The sequence below is a fragment of the Vibrio sp. 1CM24A genome, assembly GCF_023161725.1.
GTDB lineage: Bacteria > Pseudomonadota > Gammaproteobacteria > Enterobacterales > Vibrionaceae > Vibrio > Vibrio coralliirubri.
On record NZ_JALNTS010000004.1, the window covers coordinates 14,407 to 35,973 of the forward strand.

Consider the following 21,567-nt stretch of genomic DNA (forward strand, 5'->3'; position numbering starts at 1 on the left):
ATGCTACGCGCTCTATATTTTGTTGTTATAGCTGTATGCATTATCCCAACCATTCCTGGGGTAGCGGGAGTCGTGGCTTCGTCACTGAGTTTCATCCCGCCCCTTGGTTTAGAGGAGCCAACACTCAACGGCTTTAGCCAAGTCTTTCAATGGGAAGGGGCTTGGCACTCTATTGGCTTAAGCCTAGGTTCAGCAATTGCAAGCAGCTATATCGCCTGCTTCCTGACCTTTTGTATTCTTCAAGCTTCTTGGGGAAACAAGTTTTGGAGAAAAATTGAGTTAACGCTATCGCCAATGCTTGCCATTCCACATGTGGCTTTCGCTATCGGCTTTGCATTTCTGTTTAGCCCAACCGGGCTTGGCGCAAGAGCAGTACATCACTTGCTCGGCGAATCGGCTACCAGTTCTGAATTGGCGTTATTGGTGAAAGACCCATACGCGTTCGGCTTAATCATTATGCTCGCACTCAAAGAAGTACCTTTCTTATTGCTGATGAGCATTTCGATACTTCAGCAAATTGATGTAGAGCGTATCACCAAGGTCAGTGCATCACTCGGTTACAGCCGCGCTCAGATCTGGTGGAAATGTATTTTCCCACAATGGTTTACTAAACTTCGTTTCCCAATGCTGGCGGTACTCGCTTACAGTGTCTCGGTTGTCGATATTGCTTTGATCATAGGCCCAACCAACCCGCCGACCTTTGCCGTTTTGGTATGGCAATGGTTCAACGATCCTGACCTAAACCTGCTTCCGCGAGCTGCTGCTGGAGCGATCGTTTTATTTGGTTTAGCTTCGTTGATCATCGCCTTGGCGCGTTTAGTTGAATGGGCGGTTCTTAAGTACTTTCGAACTTGGCAGTATTCAGGACGAACAGGGGCTAACTTGCCGGGGAAAACAGTATTCACAGTGCTTGCTAGCCTTTCATTGCTGATCATTCCTTTAATGGTAATTTGGAGTGTTGCTCAGCGTTGGCGTTTCCCTGATTTACTGCCGAGCCGCTACAGCATGCGCTTCTGGGAGTTCGAGTGGGGTGCAATCATGAGCACAGTTGGTCAAAGCTTATGGATTGGTCTTATTGCCGCTTCAGTCGCTTTGTTGCTTGCGCTGGTGGCTCACGAATACAGAATCAAATACAAGTGGCAAGTTCCGGGCTTCATTATCGCTATTCCAATGCTAATACCTCAACTCTCGGTATTGTTTGGTATGCAGGTCACGACCCTCTACATCGGCAGTAGTGCCTATGAGTTCTGGGTGATTTGGGCGCATGTTTTCTTTGCTTTCCCGTTTGTGTATCTGTCTTTGGACGGCCCGTGGAAAAGCTTCAATGATGGGTTGATTAAAGCCTCGCTGAGCCTAGGTAAATCGCCATTTCAGAGTTGGTATTCTATCAAACTGCCTGTTTTGCTTCCTGCTATTGCCTTTGCTTGGGCGGTCGGGATCAGCGTGAGTTTGGCTCAGTACTTACCCACCTTGATGCTCGGCGCAGGCCGTATTAGCACGATCACCACAGAAGCCGTTGCCCTTACTAGTGGTTTCGACCGCAGGGTGACAGCAATCTATGCCATTTGGCAGGCCCTATTGCCTCTGTTCTTTTTCTCTTTAGCGATATTAGTCAGCCGACTTCAACTTAGATATCGCCGTCTTACTTTTAAAGGTTTCCTAAGTAATGAGTCTGTACCTCAACGACCTCGCCATCCGTAAAACCGATGGGGATTCGCTGTTCTCAGCGCTAAACGTAACATTAGAATCTGGCCAAATACTGGCTTTGATGGGGCCGAGTGGCTGCGGAAAGTCGACCTTACTGGATGCGATTGCTGGTCACTTAAGTGAAGAGTTTTCGTATTCTGGCACTGTTGTGTTGAACGATATTCAGCTCGACGAGCTTCCATCACATCAGCGTGAAGTCGGTATTTTGTTTCAAGATGACTTGTTGTTTCCGCACCTCAAAGTATGGGAAAACTTGGCCTTTTCGTTACCGAACTCTGTTAAAGGTTCCGCTCGCCAAAAACAAGCAATGGCTGCACTGAAAGACATAGAGCTAACTCACTTAGCTGAATCTTTCCCGGATCAAATATCTGGCGGTCAACGCGCAAGAATAAGCTTAACTCGTATGTTATTGGCGAAGCCGAAACTCGCCCTGCTCGACGAACCGTTCAGCAAACTGGACCAAGAGTTAAGAGCACAATTTCGCGATTGGGTCTTCGAACAGCTGACCAAAGCGAATATCCCAACATTAATGGTCACGCACGACGAAGCCGATGTACCTCAAGGGGCAGAAGTACTGTCTTGGCCATGGAGAAGTAACCATGCTGGATAAGTACTCCATTAAGGTCATTAAGTGGCCATTAAATCAATCGGCTAAGTTACTGAACCAATTGGGTATCACGGCCAATCAAACCACGTTATTCGGATTTCTGGTTGGGTGTTTAGCATTTCCAGCGTTAGCATTTCAGCAATACGAGTGGGCGTTAGGCTTCATTGTGTTTAATAGAGTGTGTGATGGGCTTGATGGGGCCTTGGCTCGAATCCAAGGCATTAGTGATGCGGGTGGGTTCCTCGACATCAGCCTAGATTTCCTATTCTACTCGTTGATCCCTTTTGGGTTTGTTATTGCCAACCCAGAACACAACGCCATTGCCGGTGCATTTTTGATCTTCTCTTTTATCGGCACAGGCAGCAGCTTTTTAGCGTTTGCGGTTATGGCAGGCAAGCGAGGCATCGAAAACCCAGTCTACAAGCATAAGTCTCTGTACTACATGTCAGGGCTAACCGAAGGCACTGAAACCATCGCTTGTTTCATCGCGTTCTGTATTTGGCCTCAACACTTTGCGGTTATCGCTTACACCTTTGGTGCAGCTTGTTGGCTAACCACGTTCATGCGTATTTATTTTGGGTTCCAGACGCTCAAGAATCAAACCACCTAGTATTAGTTCCGTATTCCTCATAAACAAAAACGCCGCTCAGATGAGCGGCGTTGTTATATTCTAGCTAATACTTAAACCTAATTAGGCATCTGCAGAAGCGTTAATTTTAAATCTCAGAACCTTCAAGCTTGAATCAAGGTCGACATCGACAAACTCAGGCGGGTTGTCTAGACGCTCAATGAACTCAACGCTTGGTGCTTCTTCTGCCATCGTCTCAATCAGGAAGTTTGGTGAGACTGCTGGTGAGTTCACACACGCAATCACCTCACCGCCTTCTGTTAGAAGCTCAGGCAAACGACGTAAGATCTTTTTGTAATCTTTAGTTAAAGCAAAGCTGCCTTTTTGGAACGAAGGCGGATCGATGATAACGAGCTCGTAAGGGCCGCCCTTCTTGATTTTTCCCCACGACTTAAAGATATCGTAGCCAAGGAAGTTAACCGAGCGCATATCGTGATCATTCAGACGGTGGTTATCGCGGCCTTTGTTTAGCGAGCCACGTGACATGTCCACGTTCATGCATTGACGAGCGCCACCAGCGATAGCCGCGACAGAGAAACCACAAGTGTATGCGAACAGGTTAAGAACGTTCTTATCCTTGGCATTATCTTGTACCCACTGACGACCATTGCGCATGTCTAGGAACAGACCAAAGTTCTGATTACGGCCAATGTCTAATTGGTACTTAAGACTGTGCTCAACCACAACCGGTGAGTCATTCAACTCACCCCATAGAACCTCTGAAGGCGCGCCATCGGCATAACGGTGTTGCAGAACAATGCTTGTGCCCTGCTTTGATTGCCAGATATCTTTGTTGGTGAGTTCAACCAATCCAGCTTTTAGAGATGACAAGAATTCGTCGTCTACTTCTTTAAACACGTTAACCAATAGCTGTCCATCAACCCAGTCACATGTCAGTTGCTCTAGACCAGGCCAAAACTTACCGCGGCCGTGGAAAATACGGCGTAGTTCGTTTGGTACTTCATTAAGTTGCTGTTCAATATGACTAAAAAACAGAGGTAAAGCTGATGCTTCCATTATTTCACTCACTTAGTGTTTAGCTTTGGCCAAGTTAATGACCAAGGTTCAAGCCAACTGTCCAAACCGTTCGACACGGTTTCCTGATGCCACTTCTCTCCCAAGGAGTTTAGGCTTCTTGGATCGCAGACATATTCGTAGGCTTGTGATTGATAGGTAAATCGAATCGCGAAGGCATGCAGGTAACCTCTGTCAGCCTCACTCGATGGATTATAAATAGGGTCACCAACAATGGCTGAGCCGATCGATTTCATCGCGACACGGATCTGGTGAGTTCGCCCCGTATAGGGTTTGCATAACAGCAGACGCTCACCGGGTTCAGCCGTTGCTGATAAAAACTGAGTAATCGCAGGATTCTCTTTGGATGTCAGAAGTTTCCAACTTGAGCGTCGTGAGCGCTCCATGTCTCCTGTGATCAAACCTTGCTTTTTCTTTGGCTTCTTAGAACCGATCGCAAGGTAGTATTTCTCTACTTCACGCTTTGCAAATAGCTGTGAAAGCTCGCTCGCCGCCGACGCATTTTTTGCCAGCAGCAGAATGCCCGAGGTCATTTTATCTAGTCGATGAACGAGATACAGCTTAGGCTCATTAATTGCCTTAGCAACTTCTTGAAGCAACATGGTATCGCCATCGTCTTTATGGACGCTGACTCCAGGGTGCTTATTGATAAGTAAAAAATCAGAGTGGTTCAGAAGAATATCGAACATTAAAGGCTAGCTCCATTGTAGAACGTGGAGTATACCGCGTCTGAACCCAGATTCCAGCTACGAAAAAGCCCAACTCACTCAATAAACATTGAATCGTTGGGCTTCTTTTCAGCAAGTAGCAATCAGTGCTTGGTCTTTACTCGATTACCAATAGGCAAATAGAACCAAACCACCGCTTTACGCCAGTTTAAACTTACCCACTAATGCTTCTAGCTCGGCAACTTTAGCGTTCAAGCCTGATGTATTTTCAGAGCTGCGAGTTGCTAGCTGCAGAGATTGCTCAGAGATATCGCTAATCGCGGTAATATCCGCTGCAATTTCTTTGGTCACCGCTGTCTGTTCTTCTGCCGCAGTCGCGATAGAGTTAACCATGCTTTGTACATTGCCCGCACCGCTTACAATCGCCTCTAGAGCCGAAACAGCGCCTGAACTTTGCTCGACACCAATCTCAACTAAACGACAGTTGTCTTGAGTGTAAGTCACCGCTTCTTGAGTGCCCGATTGAATCGATTGAATGATGCCCGAGACTTCTTGTGTCGCTTTGGTTGTTCTTTCTGCTAACGCTCGCACTTCATCGGCTACCACAGCAAAACCACGGCCAAATTCGCCCGCACGTGCCGCTTCAATTGCAGCATTCAAAGCTAACAGGTTGGTTTGCTCAGCAATGTCTTCGATGACTTTAATAACGCTACCTATCTGTTCACCATGCGAACCCAGCGTGTTCATTTGTAGCGACATGTCACTCATTTGAGTCGACACTTGTTGAATACTTGCCACCATCTCAACAATCACGTTGCGGCCATCTTCTGCAGAAGTTTCAGAGCGACGTGCTTCTTCATAAGTCGAAGTACCTTGCTGCGCCACTTCAGAAATGGTCAAGCTTAGCTCTTCAGCAGCCGTTGCAATCAAGTTTGCTTTGTCTGCTTGAGCTGATGCGCCTGTTACGATGTCTTGGCTGATAGAAGAGAGCTCTCCTGTCACAGATTGGACTTGGTGAGTCACAGACGAGATAGAACCTAGTAGGTCTACTAGCGATTTCTGCATCTGGTTAATCGACTTAGCCAGTTCAGCCAGTTCATCACCAGAATCATCAATAATGTCGCCTGCCGTTAGGTCACCATTCGCTACACGTCGTGCTACTTGTTCAACACGAGTCAGGCGATTGGTAATAGAGCTAGACAATAGATACGCAATCACACAACCAAAGACAATCGCAATAGCAGACAACACCATGATGGTACGTTCGATGGTGGTAAACGTATCGGTTAGTGTCAGTAGTGACTGTTCTGTATCTGCACGCTCACTTGCTGATGCTTGATCCAGCAAGTTCTCAATAGGGATAAGATTGCTCTCATACAAAGATCGTAGCTGTTGAATATTGGCTAGTAGCGCAGCTTCATCATTGATATTCGGTACAAGCTTTGATTCAAACTCTTGAGTGAAACGCCCCATCAAGTCTTCAATTCGCTGAATACGGCGGTGGTCTTCCGAACCTCTACTCTCCAAACGCTTAGCCTGCTCGATAGCTTGAGCAAATTCGTTCTTATTGGTTCGATAATCGTTCAGCGCGTTATCAACCTGAATGATCGCACCCAACGCATCTCGGTAGACATCTCCAGCTTCATCTATCAGAACAAGATAGGTAACAGTGCCCGGTACATCGTCCATTCTGATCTCATCAGCACTTTTATGAGCGCCAATAACCTCTATCCATACAATACTGACTAACGTGACAAGCACCGCCAATATAGAGCCAAAACCGGCATACAGTTTCTTTCTCACTGACAATTTCACACAACACCTACCTAAATTAAATACGGACTGAACAGCCCTAACCAATAAATATATCGGCTAGCAAACGGATAACTTTAGTGAATGCATAACTTTTATTTTTCGATAAAAATTAAGTATTTAAAACAAAAAAACGGGAGCCAATGGCTCCCGTTTCTTAACTTACTTTAACTCGCGATTGTATCGTCTAAGAGCTTTAGTTTCTTAGAACTATAGCTTCTTAGAGATGACCGCAGAGCCAGCAATGATACCAATACCTAGTAGCATGATTGCACCTTTACCGCTGTCGAAGCCAGAAGAGATACCCATGAACGCTACGATAGCGATAGCTACTGGGATGATGTACTTAACTAGTGTGTACCATAGACCGAATAGAGGGAAAGATACTTCACCGTCGTTAGTGATTTCTTTCTCAAGGTCAGCACGGTTTAGTCTCCAACCAGCGAAGATACATACCAACATACCGCCAACGGCTAGGAAGATCTTATCAGTTAGTAGGTCGAAGATATCGAATGCGCCAGTACCGAACAGTGTAGGACCGAAGCCACCAAGTGATAGAGAAGCGAAGATACATAGAATCGCCATTACTACACTTGCAGACAGTACTGCAGTCACACGCTTCATGCCTTTCTCATCGATTAGGTAAGAAACCACAACTTCTAGTAGAGATACTGAAGAAGTCAGTGCCGCAACACTTAGACCAACGAAGAACATTAGAGCGAATAGAAGACCAACTACGCCGCCCATTTCAGCAAATAGCTGAGGAACAACAACGAATACTAGACCAGGACCAGCCGCAGGTTCCATACCGAATGCGAACATTGCAGGGAACATTGCAACACCAGCTAGGATAGCAACACCTGTATCCATAGCCGTAACCATAGCCGTAGTTTGAACTAGGTTCTCTTTCTTCTTAAGGTAAGAACCGTAAGTCAACATACAACCCATACCAAGAGATAGTGAGAAGAATGCTTGACCTAGTGCAGCTAGGATTACACCGCTGTCTACTTTAGAGAAATCAGGGCTGAATAGGAATTCAAGACCAGCCATCGCGCCCGGAAGCATGATGCCTTTGATTGATACCACGATAAGGATAATGAAAAGAAGTGGCATCAGGATCTTACCCGCTTTCTCAATACCACCAGAGATACCCTTCATAACAATAACAATGTTAAGTAGTAGGTATAGGCCCATCCACATAAGTGGTTGAACTGGGTTTGAGATAAAGCCACCGAAGCTGTCACCGATTGCTTCAGGTGCGTCTAGCAGACCACCAGCAATCTTACCGATGTATGCGATAGACCAGCCACCTACTACAGGGTAGAAACCCATGATAAGTAGACCACTGACTACGCCGATAACACCAGCGAACGTCCAACGACGGTCAGTTGTTTTGAATGCACCTACTGCTGATTTTTGCGTATGACGGCCAATCGCAAATTCAGTCAGCATTACACTGAAACCGATGAAGATTACAAAAAACAGGTAAATTGCAACGAATGCACCGCCGCCACTTTCGCCTGCTGTGTAAGGGAATTTCCAAATGTTACCTAGACCAACAGCAGAACCTGCTGCAGCCATTACGAATCCTAACTTCGAACCCCAGGTATCGCGGGGTGTTGTGGTTGTATTACTAGTAGCCACGTGTACTCCAAACTTTTGTGTTATGTGATGTTGTGTTTTGCTTTGGGTGGCGTCTTTAAAAGATAAGGCGTATAAAAAAATTTACACACCTAAAAGATTTGATTGACGCTCGTTATCTGGCAAGTAAACCAGTTTAAGAATAAAATTGGAAGCCCGAACCGTACATATTTCGTTACCAATGTAAATTTTTATGGTTAAATGCCGCCTTTTCATACAAAACAATCGTTTTCGTCTTAAGTTAACCAAAACTTAACAACTATAACCTGTTTACAGCTTTAGCTCTAATTTGTAAATAGTTGATTCCTTAAATTCCCATATCCGCAAAATAGCATTATTATCTAAGTGTCTCTTTTTTCGAGTATTCAATGTGGAAAAGCTCTACCATTTTTTAACTTTAGCCTCTGTCGCTTTGTACTGGGTGCTTGTAGCCGGTGTGACTTTCCGTGTCGTACTAAAACGACGCTCTGTCAGCGTTTCTCTCGCGTGGTTGATGGTTATCTACATTATCCCAATTGTAGGTGTCGCTTGTTACTTCCTTTTTGGAGAGCTAAACCTAGGTAGAAAGAGGGCTGAGCGGGCTCACCGCATGTTTACTCCATTTGGTGATTGGTTCCGAAAACTCGATGATTGCCAGCTCCACCTGCCAGGAAAGGTTGGCTCCCCTATCCACAAGATCGATGAACTTTGTAATAATCGAATGGGCATTCCTGCACTCAGCGGAAACACACTTTCACTGCAAGCGTCTCCCAATGAGATCTTACACGCAATTATTGAAGATATAGAAAACGCCCAAACCAGTATCAAGATGGTTTTCTATATTTGGCACCCTGGAGGCTTAACCGATTCGGTGGCTTCCGCACTTATTCGAGCGGCGAAACGTGGTGTAGATGTTAAAGTCTTGCTGGATTCTGCAGGTAGCCCTCGCTTTTTTAAAAGCCACTGGCGTTCAATGATGAAAGATGCCGGTGTGCAAGTTATACAAGCACTAGAGGTTAGCCCTTGGCGTATTTTCTTACGCCGATTAGATCTACGGCAGCACCGTAAGATCATCGTGATTGATGAAACCATTGCTTATACCGGTTCAATGAACATGGTTGATCCTGCTCACTTCAAACAGAGTTCAGGTGTGGGTCAGTGGATTGACGTAATGGTTCGAGTAACTGGCCCGACCGTTAATGTGCTGTCGGCCATTCATGGTTGGGATTGGGAAGTGGAAACAGGTGAACGCATCCTTCCTGATTTACCAGAGTGTCCGGTTGAAGAGGTAATGACGCATCACCCTGTTCAGGTAGTACCATCAGGCCCGGGCATGCCGGAATATTTGATCCTACAAGTTCTGACCATTGCGATTAATCAGGCAAACCATTCAGTTCGTATCACAACACCCTACTTTGTACCGAGTGCCGATTTATTAGAAACACTCAAAATGACAGCGCAACGTGGTGTAAACGTAGAACTGATCATCCCACACAACAACGATTCATTGATGGTTAAGTGGGCTTCGCGCGCTTTCTATACGGAGTTACTTGAAGCTGGCGTGAAGATTTACGAGTTTTACGGTGGGCTTCTTCACACCAAATCAGTAGTGATTGATGAAGAATTCTGTTTGATCGGAACGGTCAATATCGACATGCGCAGCTTATGGCTTAATTTCGAAGTGACGCTAGCCGTTGACGATGTGCACTTCACTCAGCAGCTATCTGAACTTCAGCAATCTTACATCGAGTCATCACACCCAGTAGAACTCGAACAGTGGGAGCAGAGAAATCTGCGTAACCGCTTCTTCGAAAGGTTGTTCTATCTGTTCAATCCACTGCTGTAATCCAATCAATGGATCCATGCCGACTCATCTCTCACTGCCTATCTGATTTTTTAACCTTTCACGATAAGCGACGTGAAAGGTTAAAAAGAGAAAGAAAAGCATAAAAACTCCCGCTTCACTCTTGCTTTGAAGGCTATTGGCATGTTTTAAATAGGACATAACCGATTGATAAGGAATTCACAGCATGTCCGAGAACAAAACCACTAAGCTGATCACTGCAGGTCGTGATAAGAAGTGGACCAATGGTGTCGTTAACCCACCAGTACAGCGCGCTTCAACTGTCGTGTTCAACTCAGTAGAAGAAAAGCGCAAGGCTACGATTAATCGCGCTAACAAAACGCTTTTTTACGGACGTCGTGGAACCAACACTCATTTTGCCTTCCAAGATGCTATGGTCGAAGTGGAAGGCGGCGCTGGCTGTGCACTCTACCCTTGTGGTACGGCAGCGATTTCTAATGCCATCCTCTCTTTCGTAGAAACAGGCGACCATATTCTGATGGTCGACACCTGTTACGAACCGACTCGTGATTTCTGTGACACCATCATGAAGAAGATGGGAGTCGAGACGACTTACTACGAACCAACGATTGGTGAAGGCATCCAAGACCTTATTAAGCCAAACACTAAGGTTCTGTTTACCGAATCTCCGGGTTCAGTCACCATGGAAGTTCAAGACATTCCAACGCTTGCGCGTATTGCTCATGAACATGACATCATCGTTATGTTAGACAACACATGGGCAGCCGGTGTTAACTTCTCACCGTTTGAATTCGGTGTTGATATCTCTATCCAAGCAGCAACTAAGTACATCGTTGGTCACTCTGATGTAATGTTAGGGACAGCGGTAGCCAATGAAAAATGTTGGGACCAGTTAAGAGAACAGAGCTACCTGATGGGACAATGTGTTTCGCCAGATGACGCTTACCTCGGCCTACGTGGTATTCGTACTCTTGATGTTCGCCTACGCCAACACGCAGAGAGCAGCTTGAAAGTCGCAAAATGGTTAGAGACTCGCCCTGAGGTTGACCATGTTCGTCACCCTGCACTTGAGACTTGCCCAGGCCATGAGTTCTTTAAGCGAGATTTCACCGGCGGTAATGGCTTGTTCTCTTTCGTGCTGAAAAACTCAAATACAAAAGCGACCACAGCGCTGCTTGATGGTATGACGCACTTTAGTATGGGTTACTCATGGGGCGGCTTTGAGAGCTTGATTCTAGCAAACGAACCGAACAGCTTTGATAGCCTAAGAACAGTAGCGAATCCGAACTTCGAAGGTACCTTGATTCGCGTTCATATCGGCTTAGAAGACGTTGATGATCTGATTGCAGACCTAGAAGCGGGATTAGAGCGTTATAACGCCCTCGTTTGATTAAAGCGTTAACAGACTCAGACCAAAAAGGCAGGATATTCCTGCCTTTTTCAGATTAGCGTATTAGACACATAGCTTTAAAAAGCTACTGAACGTTAAAACAGGCCCAATTGAATATTTCCGTTCGATGTTCATTGAACATATACAAAGACTGATCCTTCACTGCAATAGCGTAGTCAATCGTCACCCCTTTATACTCACTGTAATCCTGATTAATAACAGGATCATGAAAAGGCGTTGCCGTTCTCACATCTAGAATGCTCATCGACAGATTGTTTCCATCCAGCCCGTAGTAGCCGGAATAAAGGTTTTCCATCGTACTCTCGTTACCGTCTTGTTCAGTAATCGTCACAAACTCTCTAATGCTAAAAGTATGGTCAGACTGAAAAGTAAGGCTTATGCGCTCGTACAGTGCTTGGTATGGTTGGAATGCCTGAGATAAGAAATCCGTTTTGATCGTTTTACAGTGCCATCGAGTGCCTGCTAATTCATTTTGCTCTAACAAGAAGCTCGAAGCGGCGATTGCACAAAGAATGAGTAAGCCAATTAGTCGCAAAAGTAACTCCTCTTTTCTATGTACTGAGCAAACGAATCAAAAGACGACGCGACATTGAAAATAGAAGCGCTGTAATTCAACGCTTCGCCATCCTTCTTTTGAACCAACATGTATAACGTATCATTTTCAGGTTGGTCTACAGACGGATAGATACGGACAAAAACATCAACGTTGCAGTGGCTAGGTATCGCATCTGTTAGCTTTTGAGTGATCGCAGGCAACGAATAGGATTCATTATGCGCAATATGGAAAAAGTAGTGATTGGTATTATCTGTGTAGCTGTCGCGATATTCGGCTTTATCAATAAAATAAGGCAGTGGCGTATAATAGGTTTGGAAAAGGTTGAACGCCGTTACGACGACACAAATCAATGCGACTAAATAGCCCGCTTTAACGAGGTGCGTATTACTTTTTGAATTTGAAGGTTCTAATTCAGCTGAGTTCAGTTCTTGGTTGGAAGACGTCTTAAGATCGGAATCAGTGACCGTTGCAGTATTAACGTCTGTAGAGATTTCAGTCGCAGCCAACACTTCTGGCTCGACAGGCGAAGAGTTTGATTTAGATGCCTTTGCAGTCACTTGAGAAGGCACAGTTTTAGTTTTGCTAGGCTTTATCGACTCATCGATTTCAAGTGAATAGCCCGTTTTACTGACCGTGCGAATCGTCGCACAGCCACAAGTCACTCGTGATAGCGTTTTTCTAATCTTAGATATCACGTTAGTGAGCGCTTGCTCTGAGACAATCACATTACCCCAGCACCTATCAAATATCAGGCCTCGTTCAACACACTCACCAGCATTTTCAAGTAAGAACAGAAACACCTTACCTTCTATCGGCGCGATAGTTTCTACGTGGCCATCTTCACGCACAAACTGCCTAAGCAAGGGATCATAAAGAGCATCACAGATTTGGTAGCTTTGTTGTTTCACTATCGTCTTCTAGGTTTGAATTTGGTCGCATATGATATTGAATAGTTTATAAATGACCAGTAAATTTTCCTATATTAACGCAATTATTTTTCGACGATAAATAACACTTTTATTTGTGCGGACAACCTACGGTATGGTCATTAACCATGCCTGTCGCTTGCATGAACGCGTAACAGATTGTTTCCCCTACAAACTTAAAACCTCTCTTCTTCAAAAACTTACTCATCGCTTTAGATTGCTCGGTAGAAGCGGGAACTTGAGACATCTCAATCCATTGATTCACGATCACCTCGTTATCGACAAATTGCCATAAGGCATTAGAAAGAGAGCCGAACTCTTTCTGTAATTCAAGCGTTGCTCGTGCATTGTTGTATACCGAAGCAATCTTGCCCTTGTGTTTAACCACATCGAAGTTTTCAATGATGTGCGGCACATTGTCTTCATTCAACTCAGCTAGCTTGTTCAGATCGTAATTATCGAACGCGGCACGATACCCTTCACGCTTTTTCAGGATCGTAATCCAACTCAGGCCCGCCTGAGCGCCTTCTAAAGTAATGAACTCAAACAGAACTTGGTCATCATAAACAGGCACGCCCCACTCTGCGTCGTGGTACTCCCTTTCAAGCTCATGTTTAAGCGCCCATGCACACGTTCTATCTGATGTATTTACGTCCATTTTTGTATTCTCTTTTTATCAATCGGTATATAAAAATAATGCCCCAATTAGGGGCATTATTTCAAAGGTCAGTTGACGTTAAGCCACTTCAATTTTATGGAATAAACGGTACAGCACAGGTACTACGATTAGCGTGAGTACAGTAGCAAAGCCTAAACCAAACATAATGGTTACCGCCATCGGCTTGAAGAAGATATCAGGCAGTAACGGGATCATACCTAGAATCGTTGTAATCGCTGCCATACATACTGGGCGAACACGACTCAATGCTGCATCAACTACCGCAACATAAGGGTCTTTACCTGATTTCATTTCAATCTCAATTTGATCAAGCAATACGATACCGTTTTTAAGTAGCATCCCGGATAAACTCAAGAAGCCTAGCAATGCCATAAACCCAAATGGTGTATTCAAGGCTAATAAGCCTGTCGTTACCCCGATTAGCGCTAATGGAACCGTTAGCCAAACAATCAGCGGCTCTTTGACCGAGTTGAACAAGAACACGGTAATCAAGAACATGAACAGGTAACCCATCGGCATAGTGGTAAACAGTGACGCTTGTGCATCAGCAGATGACTCATATTCACCACCCCACTCCAACGAATAACCTGGTGGCATCTCAATCGCTTCGATTTGTGGCTGTAAGCGTTTCTGTAACGTCGAAGCCGTTTCTTCACCCAATAGGTCGTTGTCGGCCATTACCGTCAGCATGCGCTTACGGTTCTTACGGATGATAAGTGGATCTTCCCATTCTAATTCGTAGCCAAGCGTCACTTGCTGCAACGGAATGTATTCGCTTAATGCCGGACTCCAAATCTTCATACCTTCGATGTTGCGAATATCAATTCGCTCATCTTCAGGTAAACGAGCCACAATAGGCATCAGCGTAGTACCATCACGATACACACCAATCGACTTACCAGAGAAAGACATTGCAAGGAAGTCATCAACGTCAGATTTGGTAATACCATAACGACGCGCTTGGCTTTCATTGAACTGAGGCTCTAATACCTTAGTTCTTTCACGCCAATCGTGACGAACGTTAAACGCGCCTTCATCAGCTCGCATAATGTCCATCACTTGAGCAGCGATTGAACGTAAAACCGTTGGATCAGAACCCACAATTCGCGCTTCAATTTTCGCACCGCCACCAGGACCTAATTCGATCTGTTTAAGCTTGTAGTCGATCTCTGGGAACTGACCATTTACATGATCACGGAAGCGTTTCATTAGCCCTTCAAGTACTTCGTAGCTCTTCACACGAACCGTTATCTCGCCGTAAGCACTATAACTTTTCTCTGGCGCATAAGTCAGCATGAAACGTTGCAGGCCTTTACCCGCCGTTGTCGTGATATGTTCAACTTCGTCCTGCTCTGCTAGCCAACTTTCAAGCACTTTAAGCTTGGTATTGGTCGCTCGAATATCGGTACCTTCCGGCATCCACACATCCACTTGGAACATAGGTGTGGTTGAAGACGGGAAGAAGGCTTGCTTAACGAAACCAAAACCGTACACACTCGCACCTAAACCAATCACCAGAACGATCATGGTTAGCCACGCGCGTTTCATACAGAACTCAAGGAAGTTTTTATAGATAACAAAAACCATCCCGTTGTATGGGTCTTTGCCTTCATTATTGGGATCAACCTTCTGTCCTCTGAAGAAGATATCTGCAAAAAACGGCGTGATCGAGATAGCAGTAAACCAACTCAGCATCAATGAAATCAATAGCACCGTAAACAAGGTGCCACAGTATTCGCCCGTTGAATCTTCAGACAAACCAATTGGAGCAAACGCGGTGACCGCAATCACCGTTGCTCCAAGCAGTGGCCATTTGGTTTGGGTCACGATATCAGTGGCGGCCTGCATCCGGGTTCGTCCCTTCTGCGTACCGATCAATATCCCCTCCACCACCACAATGGCATTATCCACCAGCATCCCCAAGGCAATAACCAACGCGCCCAGTGAAATACGTTGAAGATCGATTTTGAAGTACTGCATGAAAATGAAGGTACCAAAAACGGTCAACAACAATATCAAGCCAATCAACAGTCCCGACCGTAGTCCCATGAAGAACAGTAACACCACGATTACGATCGCAACCGCCTGCCCTAAACTCACCACAAATCCGCTTACCGACTTGTTCACCTCTTTAGGTTGGTTATAAACCTCTGAAATGTCGATACCGACGGGTTGTTGGTATTTAAGTTCAGCAAGTCGTCGGTCAAACGCTTCACCCACGGCAACCACATTTACGCCTTGCGCAAAAGAGACACCAAGGTTGAGTGCGAGCTTGCCGTTATATCCAATGATATTACTTGGAACTTCAACATAACCACGAGTTACATCAGCGACATCTTTTAGATAGATAAGCCCTTGAGCGCCGCCTTCTGTCAGAATCAAATCACCAAGCTGTTCAACATTCTGGAACTCACCCGTTGGATGGATTCGAATGTATTCATCGCCAATTCTGACCGCGCCAGCACTTGATACAATGTTTTGAGTCGACAAAAGGTTAAATACCGTGCTTGGAGACAAACCTAGAGAGCTTATCCGTTTCATCGATATCTCAATGAACACTTGCTCTTGTTGTTGGCCGGAAACGGAGACTTTACTAACCCCATCAACCAGCTCCAGCTCTCGCCTTAGGTAATCAATGTAATCCAGCAGCTCTTTATAGCTATAACCATCACCTGTCACCGCAAGCAAAATCCCATAAACGTCACCGAAGTCATCGATGACTTGTGGATCATTGACCCCAGGTGGCAGTTCAACCTTAAGATCATTCACTTTTCGACGAAGTTCATCCCAGATTTGCGGAAGATCGTCCGGACCATAGTTATTCTTCATCGTTACCGTTACCTGAGACAGGCCACGGCTAGAGATAGAGTTCACTTCGTCGACATAGGTAAGTTGTTGAATCGCTTTCTCTAAAGGGTAAGTAACTTCTTCTTCCACCTGTTGAGGCGTTGCCCCCGGGTATGAAGTCACGACCATTGCATCTTTGATGGTAAAGGCAGGATCTTCTAAACGCCCCAAACCGAAGAATGCAGAAACACCACCAATAAGAAAGATCAGAGATAGCATCCAGCTAATAACTTTGTTACGTATAAAGTAAGAAGCAACACCTGTGATCTGATCATCACCCTGTTGATCGTCATTTTGGGGCTTGTTATTTACTTCACTCATTGTTCGTCTCCTGAGACAATACTTCCACTGTCATCCCATCTCGCAATCGCGATACGCCTGCAACAACGACATGCTGCCCCATTTCCAATCCTTTCATGATCTGTAATGTTTTCTGATTTGCTTTTCCTAATACGACTTGCTGTTTCGAGACAGTATTGTCGTCATTGAGCACCCACACATAAGAGTTCTGACGCGTTAAATCATCGCCATCAGCATTAAATACCGCTTCAATTGGAATCAACACACCGGCTTTTAGCTCTAAGCCGATTTCTCGCCCATTTGACGTCACCTCAACCGCCATACCATCCAGAATCAAGTCATCTTCAGGCATAGGCAAAGCAAGCGTCACCGTAAATGTGCCCGTACTTGGATCCGGTTCAGTGGTGAACTCCTTAATACCTGCCGAGTATTCATTGCCACTTGGCACTCTAACCACTGCCTCAACGTTCGATAACAGTTGTTCACTCGGTTGGTTTACGTAGATTTGGTCAGGCAACTGAATAACGACTTCAACATCTTCGACACTGTGGATGTTCACTACTTGTTGGCCTACCTGAATATTTTCATATTGGTCGACACTGACACGAGAAATAATCCCATCAACAGGAGCACGAAGCATGGTGAACGATAAGCGCAGTTTTGCAAGTTCCAACTCGGCATAAGCAATCTGGCGTTGAGCGGCAATTTCGTCGAATTGCGACTTAGCCAATAAGCCTTTCTTCACTAGCGGGCTCGAACGTCGGTATTGACTATTGATTACCGTGTAACGAGCTTGAGCATTGTCCACATCCAATTGATAATCGGTTGGGTCAAGCTCGGCAATGATATCCCCTTTGGCAACTCGTTCACCTTCCTTCACATCTAGCTTGAAGATTTCACCCGCAACTCGGAAACTGAGGTGAGCCTTCTCAGCAGCGTTTGCTACCGCAGGGAAATAGAGTTTGTCGCTAAAATCGATGACTGAAATCTCGATAGCTTTAACCAAGGGCGTGTTATTCACTTCTACAGCTTGCTTATCTTCACAAGCCGTCAGTAAGGCTAAACACGACAGGCCAGCGGCCACTTTAAGTGTTTTCATGTTATAGCCCCCTTTCCTTGATCCACTCTCGAACTTTAATGCCCGACTCAAGACCATTGACGCCAGAAGTCACAATGCGATCGCCATCGTTCAATCCAGAGACGATATGGCGTTTTTCATCGATGACAATGGCAACATTTTCAACAATGCCGTCGCTATTCACACGCCATACAGAGACATCATCCCCATCGGTCATCATTGCTGACGTTGGAATTTTGGTGGCCGCCGCTAACGATGAAACGAGATTTACCGAGCCAGACATACCGGGCAAAATACCCACATCGGTTGGTCTTTCCATTACCATGGTGACTTTGTACGAACCTGTTTTCGGGTCAGCTTCGGTATCCACTTCTTGGAAGGTTAAAACGTAAGAGTTTTCAGGAAACGCATCAAAAACCATGGTTGCATCCGTCTCGAACCCTGATGAAAAGCGCGTAATAAGTTGGTCGGGTAATAAGAAGACGACTTTAAGAATTTGATTGGTTTGAATATTCATCACGCCTTGTTTAGCCGCAATGTATTCATGGTTTTCAGCCGGAATAATGGAAATCGTTCCATCGTAAGGCGCAACAAGAGTGGTATAGCGAAGGTTTGCTTTGGCTTGATTAAGCATCGCTTTAGCAGAGTTGTGATTGGCTTTCGCTTGGTCGAAATCTTGCTCTGATACGACTCGGTCTTTGCGTAGTTTAATCGAACGCTGGTATTGAACGTCAGCAAGCTTAAAGTTGGCTCTTGCTTGCTTCTCTAACAGCTGATATTCGTCAGGATTGAGCGTTGCAAGCCCTTCACCTTTACTCACCTGTTGACCAGACGTGACATCGATAGTCTGAAGTAGCCCTGGAACACGAAATGCCAGTACGGCTTTGTCACCCGCTTCAGTGGTGGCTGGAAAGCTACGTTCAAAGGCATTACTACCGACGGAAACAGTGAAGAGTTTGGCGGGTCTAGAATCAGGTTCAGGTACGGGAGGAAGCTCCTTACCACACCCAGACAACCCAGCTAAGGCTGTCAATAGGACAACGGAGGCTCTATACATTGGTGATCATCCATATCTATAAATATTTTTATAACATAGATTAATCACATGTAACTTACCAGTTATCGTAAGATTTATTTAGACAAAATTATTAAAAAAAATAACGGCTTGGAATAAATTTTCCTAAACCGTTATCGAATCTTTTTTAGACTTATCGTTACATGTTCTTAAATGCGCGGTCGACTTTAAAAGTGTCGGAGGTCACATAAGCTTCCATGTTGCGGACACTGGTCTCTAACTTCTGGAAATCACCCTCTAAAGTGCCCAGTAACGACTCTGCCGTTTGCCCTTTTTCCCAAGGCTTTTGCTTGAGTGTGTGCTCTTGCTTGGCTTTCATCTCATCAACATAGTGAGGTGGTTGTTTTTCAAGCATAAATGTCAAAGCTAAATACGCTAATAACACCAGAAAGCTACCACCAAGCAGTGCTGCTGAGATAACTAAGATGCGAACCAACCACACTTCAAGGCCAAAATAGTTCGCTAACCCTGCACACACACCAGACAATTTGCCGTTAATCGTGTCGCGATACAGTTCTCTACTCATAGTTTCGTCTCCAGTTAGGCGACTCCGCATCCAGTATTTTTTCTAGCGTTTTCACTCGGTCTTGCATGGATTCGGCTTGCGCAGAAAGCTTATGCAGACGTTGAAGATCCGTTTCAGAAAGACCATTGCTGGATTTCTTCTTGCTGCGGTAATGTAAGAATAACCATAGCGGTGCCACGAAGATTAAAAAGACAATCAGTGGACCTGCAATTAGAAATGTTGACATAGACAACTCCTAGATTATTTATCGCGGTTTTCAACTTGTTGCTTCAGTTTCGCTAGCTCTTTTTCGATTTCATCTTGAGCTTGTAGTTCGGCAAACTCTTGGTCTAAAGATTTTGCATTACCCGTCTTAGCGTAAACGTCCGCTTCAGCTTCTAATTCATCCACTTTACGCGAGAATTGCTCAAACTTCGCCATTGCTTCGTTGGTTTTGCTTGAATGCAGGTGTTTTTGAACATCACGACGATTGCTCGCCGCATTATTACGAATCATTAATGCTTGTTGCTTTGCGCGAGTTTCTGCAATTTTGGTTTCAAGCTTGCCGATCTCACTGGTTAGCTTTTCGATGGTTTCATGAACCAAAGTTTGCTCGGTGTGAAGGCTCTTGATGATGTCTTCCAGTTTTTGCTTTTCGATTAGCGCCGCTCTTGCCAGATCTTCACGTTGCTTAGTCAGTGCGAGTGTTGCTTTGTTTTGCCAATCTAGAATCTGAGTTTCGATAGCTTCAACTTTACGTGCTAGCTCTTTCTTGTCTGCGATTGCTTTTGCTGAGTTAGTGCGAACCTCAACCAGCGTATCTTCCATTTCTTGGATAATCAGGCGAATCATCTTTTCAGGATCTTCGGCCTTATCTAATAGTGCACTGATGTTTGAATTTACAATGTCTGCAAAGCGAGAAAAAATACCCATGAGGAACTCCTTAATTACAATGATGGCAAATGCGTTTCAAATCGTTGTGCGACTTTATCAATCCACTTGCTCAAAAATTTACGTTTGTTGTTAAACCTACCATAAGTAATCCAAGTAGCGTGCCAACTTTTAAGCCATTTATTATCAGTTACTTACAATAAAATGGTGATTAACCCGAACCATGCTATGATGAATTTAGCCAAGTATTGGTATTTTTCACCACTACGACTCTTACATGACTATCTCCAACGATTAATTCATACAAGGACGCGCTATGCAGCAGAACCTCATTGGTGAATCACCTAGCTTTCTCTCTGTGTTAGATAAAGTATCTCAGCTCGCACCAATAGAAAGACCCATTCTGATCATTGGTGAGCGTGGTACGGGTAAAGAGCTGATCGCACAAAGACTGCATTACCTTTCAAGACGTTGGGATCAACCTTTGATCTCATTGAACTGCTCAACCCTCAGTGAAGGTTTGATTGATTCTGAACTGTTTGGCCACGAGTCAGGGTCGTTTACGGGTTCGAAAGGTCGTCATCATGGCCGTTTTGAAAGAGCAGAAGGCGGTACACTGTTTCTGGATGAGCTGGCGACCACTCCCCTTGCGGTTCAAGAGAAGCTATTGCGGGTTATTGAATACGGGCAATATGAACGTGTCGGTGGGCAAAAGGCGCTAAGTGCCAATGTAAGACTGGTGTGTGCAACCAATGCCGACTTACCAGACATGGCATTAAAGGGCGAATTCAGGGCTGACCTATTAGATAGACTGGCGTTTGACGTCATTACTATCCCTCCTTTGCGTGAGCGAAAAGAAGACATCATGCTACTCGCAGAATACTACGCCATTAAGATGTGTCGTGAATTGGAATTGGAGTTGTTTGTTGGCTTTGCCCCTTCTGCCGTTGAATCGCTTTTAGATTATTCTTGGCCAGGGAATGTACGAGAGCTCAAAAACGTCATTGAGCGAGCGATCTATCAGCACGGAAAAGACCCATATCCTATTGAATATTTGGTGTTTAACCCATTTAAGCCCGCATGGAAAACAGAGCAAGATTCTTCTCCGGAAACTGGCAATGAGCCGTCTAACAGCCATACTTCATCAGAGAGCTTGTTTTCTTTGCCGCTTGATTACAAAGCATGGCAAGAACAACAAGACATCAAGCTACTCAATCAAGCCCTAAAACAGAGCAAATATAACCAGAAACAAGCCGCAGAATTACTTGGGTTAACCTACAACCAATTACGTGGAATGGTGAGGAAGTACGCGATTGTCGGACAAGCTAACGATAAATAGCTGTCCACACTTGATTATTATTTGGAGCCGAATAAATAAAATGTTAAATTGTCCGGAT

At 45.0% G+C, this 21,567-nt stretch carries 19 protein-coding genes; 6 read left to right on the forward strand and 13 right to left on the reverse strand.

Annotated features, from left to right (window positions below; all coding sequences use genetic code 11):
• Genes MSG38_RS09945 through MSG38_RS09955 form a run of 3 tightly spaced genes read left to right on the forward strand, consistent with a single transcriptional unit; the run spans window position 1 to window position 2,924 of the window.
• Window positions 1-1,701, forward strand: a complete 1,701-nt coding sequence (locus MSG38_RS09945) for a thiamine ABC transporter permease (RefSeq protein WP_248401744.1) — start codon at window positions 1-3, stop codon at window positions 1,699-1,701.
• Window positions 1,667-2,317 carry an ATP-binding cassette domain-containing protein gene (locus tag MSG38_RS09950; protein WP_052879894.1) on the forward strand — a complete coding sequence of 217 codons (651 nt, stop codon included), beginning with the start codon at window positions 1,667-1,669 and terminating at the stop codon, window positions 2,315-2,317. Before MSG38_RS09945 ends, MSG38_RS09950 begins: the two co-directional genes overlap by 35 nt.
• Window positions 2,307-2,924 carry a CDP-alcohol phosphatidyltransferase family protein gene (locus tag MSG38_RS09955; protein WP_048617663.1) on the forward strand — a complete coding sequence of 206 codons (618 nt, stop codon included), beginning with the start codon at window positions 2,307-2,309 and terminating at the stop codon, window positions 2,922-2,924. Before MSG38_RS09950 ends, MSG38_RS09955 begins: the two co-directional genes overlap by 11 nt.
• Before the next feature lie 81 nt (window positions 2,925-3,005).
• Here the strand turns inward: MSG38_RS09955 and MSG38_RS09960 are convergent, their stop codons facing one another.
• From MSG38_RS09960 to MSG38_RS09975, 4 genes are all read right to left on the reverse strand, one after another.
• Entirely contained in the window at window positions 3,006-3,959 is a 954-nt protein-coding gene (locus tag MSG38_RS09960) for a class I SAM-dependent methyltransferase (protein WP_248401745.1), read from the reverse strand.
• Window positions 3,960-3,967: 8 nt separating this feature from the next.
• A complete protein-coding gene (locus tag MSG38_RS09965) occupies window positions 3,968-4,666 on the reverse strand; it encodes a TIGR01621 family pseudouridine synthase (RefSeq protein ID WP_137025443.1) in 699 nt (232 codons plus the stop codon).
• Between the two features lie 177 nt (window positions 4,667-4,843).
• Complete coding sequence (locus MSG38_RS09970; protein ID WP_050650216.1) at window positions 4,844-6,460, reverse strand: methyl-accepting chemotaxis protein; 1,617 nt, start codon at window positions 6,458-6,460, stop codon at window positions 4,844-4,846.
• 207 nt (window positions 6,461-6,667) lie between these two features.
• On the reverse strand, window positions 6,668-8,101 hold the full coding sequence (locus MSG38_RS09975; protein ID WP_019824266.1) for a sodium-dependent transporter: 1,434 nt from the start codon (window positions 8,099-8,101) through the stop codon (window positions 6,668-6,670).
• A gap of 367 nt (window positions 8,102-8,468) precedes the next feature.
• Here MSG38_RS09975 and cls point away from each other — a divergent pair, with 367 nt between their 5' ends.
• Together cls and MSG38_RS09985 are read left to right on the forward strand one after the other, a co-directional pair.
• The gene (gene cls / locus MSG38_RS09980) at window positions 8,469-9,923 is read left to right on the forward strand and encodes a cardiolipin synthase (RefSeq protein ID WP_052879890.1); all 1,455 of its coding nucleotides are present in this window, start codon (window positions 8,469-8,471) and stop codon (window positions 9,921-9,923) included.
• 184 nt (window positions 9,924-10,107) lie between these two features.
• On the forward strand, window positions 10,108-11,292 hold the full coding sequence (locus MSG38_RS09985) for a cystathionine beta-lyase (RefSeq protein WP_050645733.1): 1,185 nt from the start codon (window positions 10,108-10,110) through the stop codon (window positions 11,290-11,292).
• An 85-nt stretch (window positions 11,293-11,377) separates the two neighbouring features.
• Here the strand turns inward: MSG38_RS09985 and MSG38_RS09990 are convergent, their stop codons facing one another.
• From MSG38_RS09990 to pspA, 9 genes are all read right to left on the reverse strand, one after another.
• The gene (locus MSG38_RS09990) at window positions 11,378-11,848 is read right to left on the reverse strand and encodes a hypothetical protein (RefSeq protein WP_048614470.1); all 471 of its coding nucleotides are present in this window, start codon (window positions 11,846-11,848) and stop codon (window positions 11,378-11,380) included.
• Window positions 11,839-12,777 carry a winged helix-turn-helix domain-containing protein gene (locus MSG38_RS09995; protein WP_248401746.1) on the reverse strand — a complete coding sequence of 313 codons (939 nt, stop codon included), beginning with the start codon at window positions 12,775-12,777 and terminating at the stop codon, window positions 11,839-11,841. The genes MSG38_RS09990 and MSG38_RS09995 overlap by 10 nt, the downstream gene beginning before the upstream one ends.
• Window positions 12,778-12,886: 109 nt before the next feature.
• The gene (locus MSG38_RS10000) at window positions 12,887-13,453 is read right to left on the reverse strand and encodes a DNA-3-methyladenine glycosylase I (RefSeq protein ID WP_052879887.1); all 567 of its coding nucleotides are present in this window, start codon (window positions 13,451-13,453) and stop codon (window positions 12,887-12,889) included.
• A 78-nt stretch (window positions 13,454-13,531) separates the two neighbouring features.
• Entirely contained in the window at window positions 13,532-16,642 is a 3,111-nt protein-coding gene (locus MSG38_RS10005; protein WP_052879886.1) for an efflux RND transporter permease subunit, read from the reverse strand.
• Window positions 16,635-17,720 carry an efflux RND transporter periplasmic adaptor subunit gene (locus tag MSG38_RS10010; RefSeq protein ID WP_248401747.1) on the reverse strand — a complete coding sequence of 362 codons (1,086 nt, stop codon included), beginning with the start codon at window positions 17,718-17,720 and terminating at the stop codon, window positions 16,635-16,637. Before MSG38_RS10010 ends, MSG38_RS10005 begins: the two co-directional genes overlap by 8 nt.
• Before the next feature lies 1 nt (window position 17,721).
• Complete coding sequence (locus tag MSG38_RS10015) at window positions 17,722-18,756, reverse strand: efflux RND transporter periplasmic adaptor subunit (protein WP_081228758.1); 1,035 nt, start codon at window positions 18,754-18,756, stop codon at window positions 17,722-17,724.
• Between the two features lie 157 nt (window positions 18,757-18,913).
• Window positions 18,914-19,300 (reverse strand): envelope stress response membrane protein PspC, encoded by a 387-nt coding sequence (gene pspC, locus MSG38_RS10020; RefSeq protein WP_029405576.1) that lies wholly within the window; start codon window positions 19,298-19,300, stop codon window positions 18,914-18,916.
• Window positions 19,293-19,526, reverse strand: coding sequence for an envelope stress response membrane protein PspB (pspB, locus tag MSG38_RS10025; protein ID WP_004734605.1), 234 nt, complete (start codon window positions 19,524-19,526; stop codon window positions 19,293-19,295). Before pspB ends, pspC begins: the two co-directional genes overlap by 8 nt.
• A gap of 14 nt (window positions 19,527-19,540) precedes the next feature.
• Window positions 19,541-20,212, reverse strand: a complete 672-nt coding sequence (pspA, locus tag MSG38_RS10030) for a phage shock protein PspA (RefSeq protein WP_010440091.1) — start codon at window positions 20,210-20,212, stop codon at window positions 19,541-19,543.
• A 274-nt stretch (window positions 20,213-20,486) separates the two neighbouring features.
• Here pspA and pspF point away from each other — a divergent pair, with 274 nt between their 5' ends.
• Window positions 20,487-21,509, forward strand: a complete 1,023-nt coding sequence (pspF, locus tag MSG38_RS10035) for a phage shock protein operon transcriptional activator (protein WP_248337551.1) — start codon at window positions 20,487-20,489, stop codon at window positions 21,507-21,509.
• Window positions 21,510-21,567: the final 58 nt, after the last annotated feature.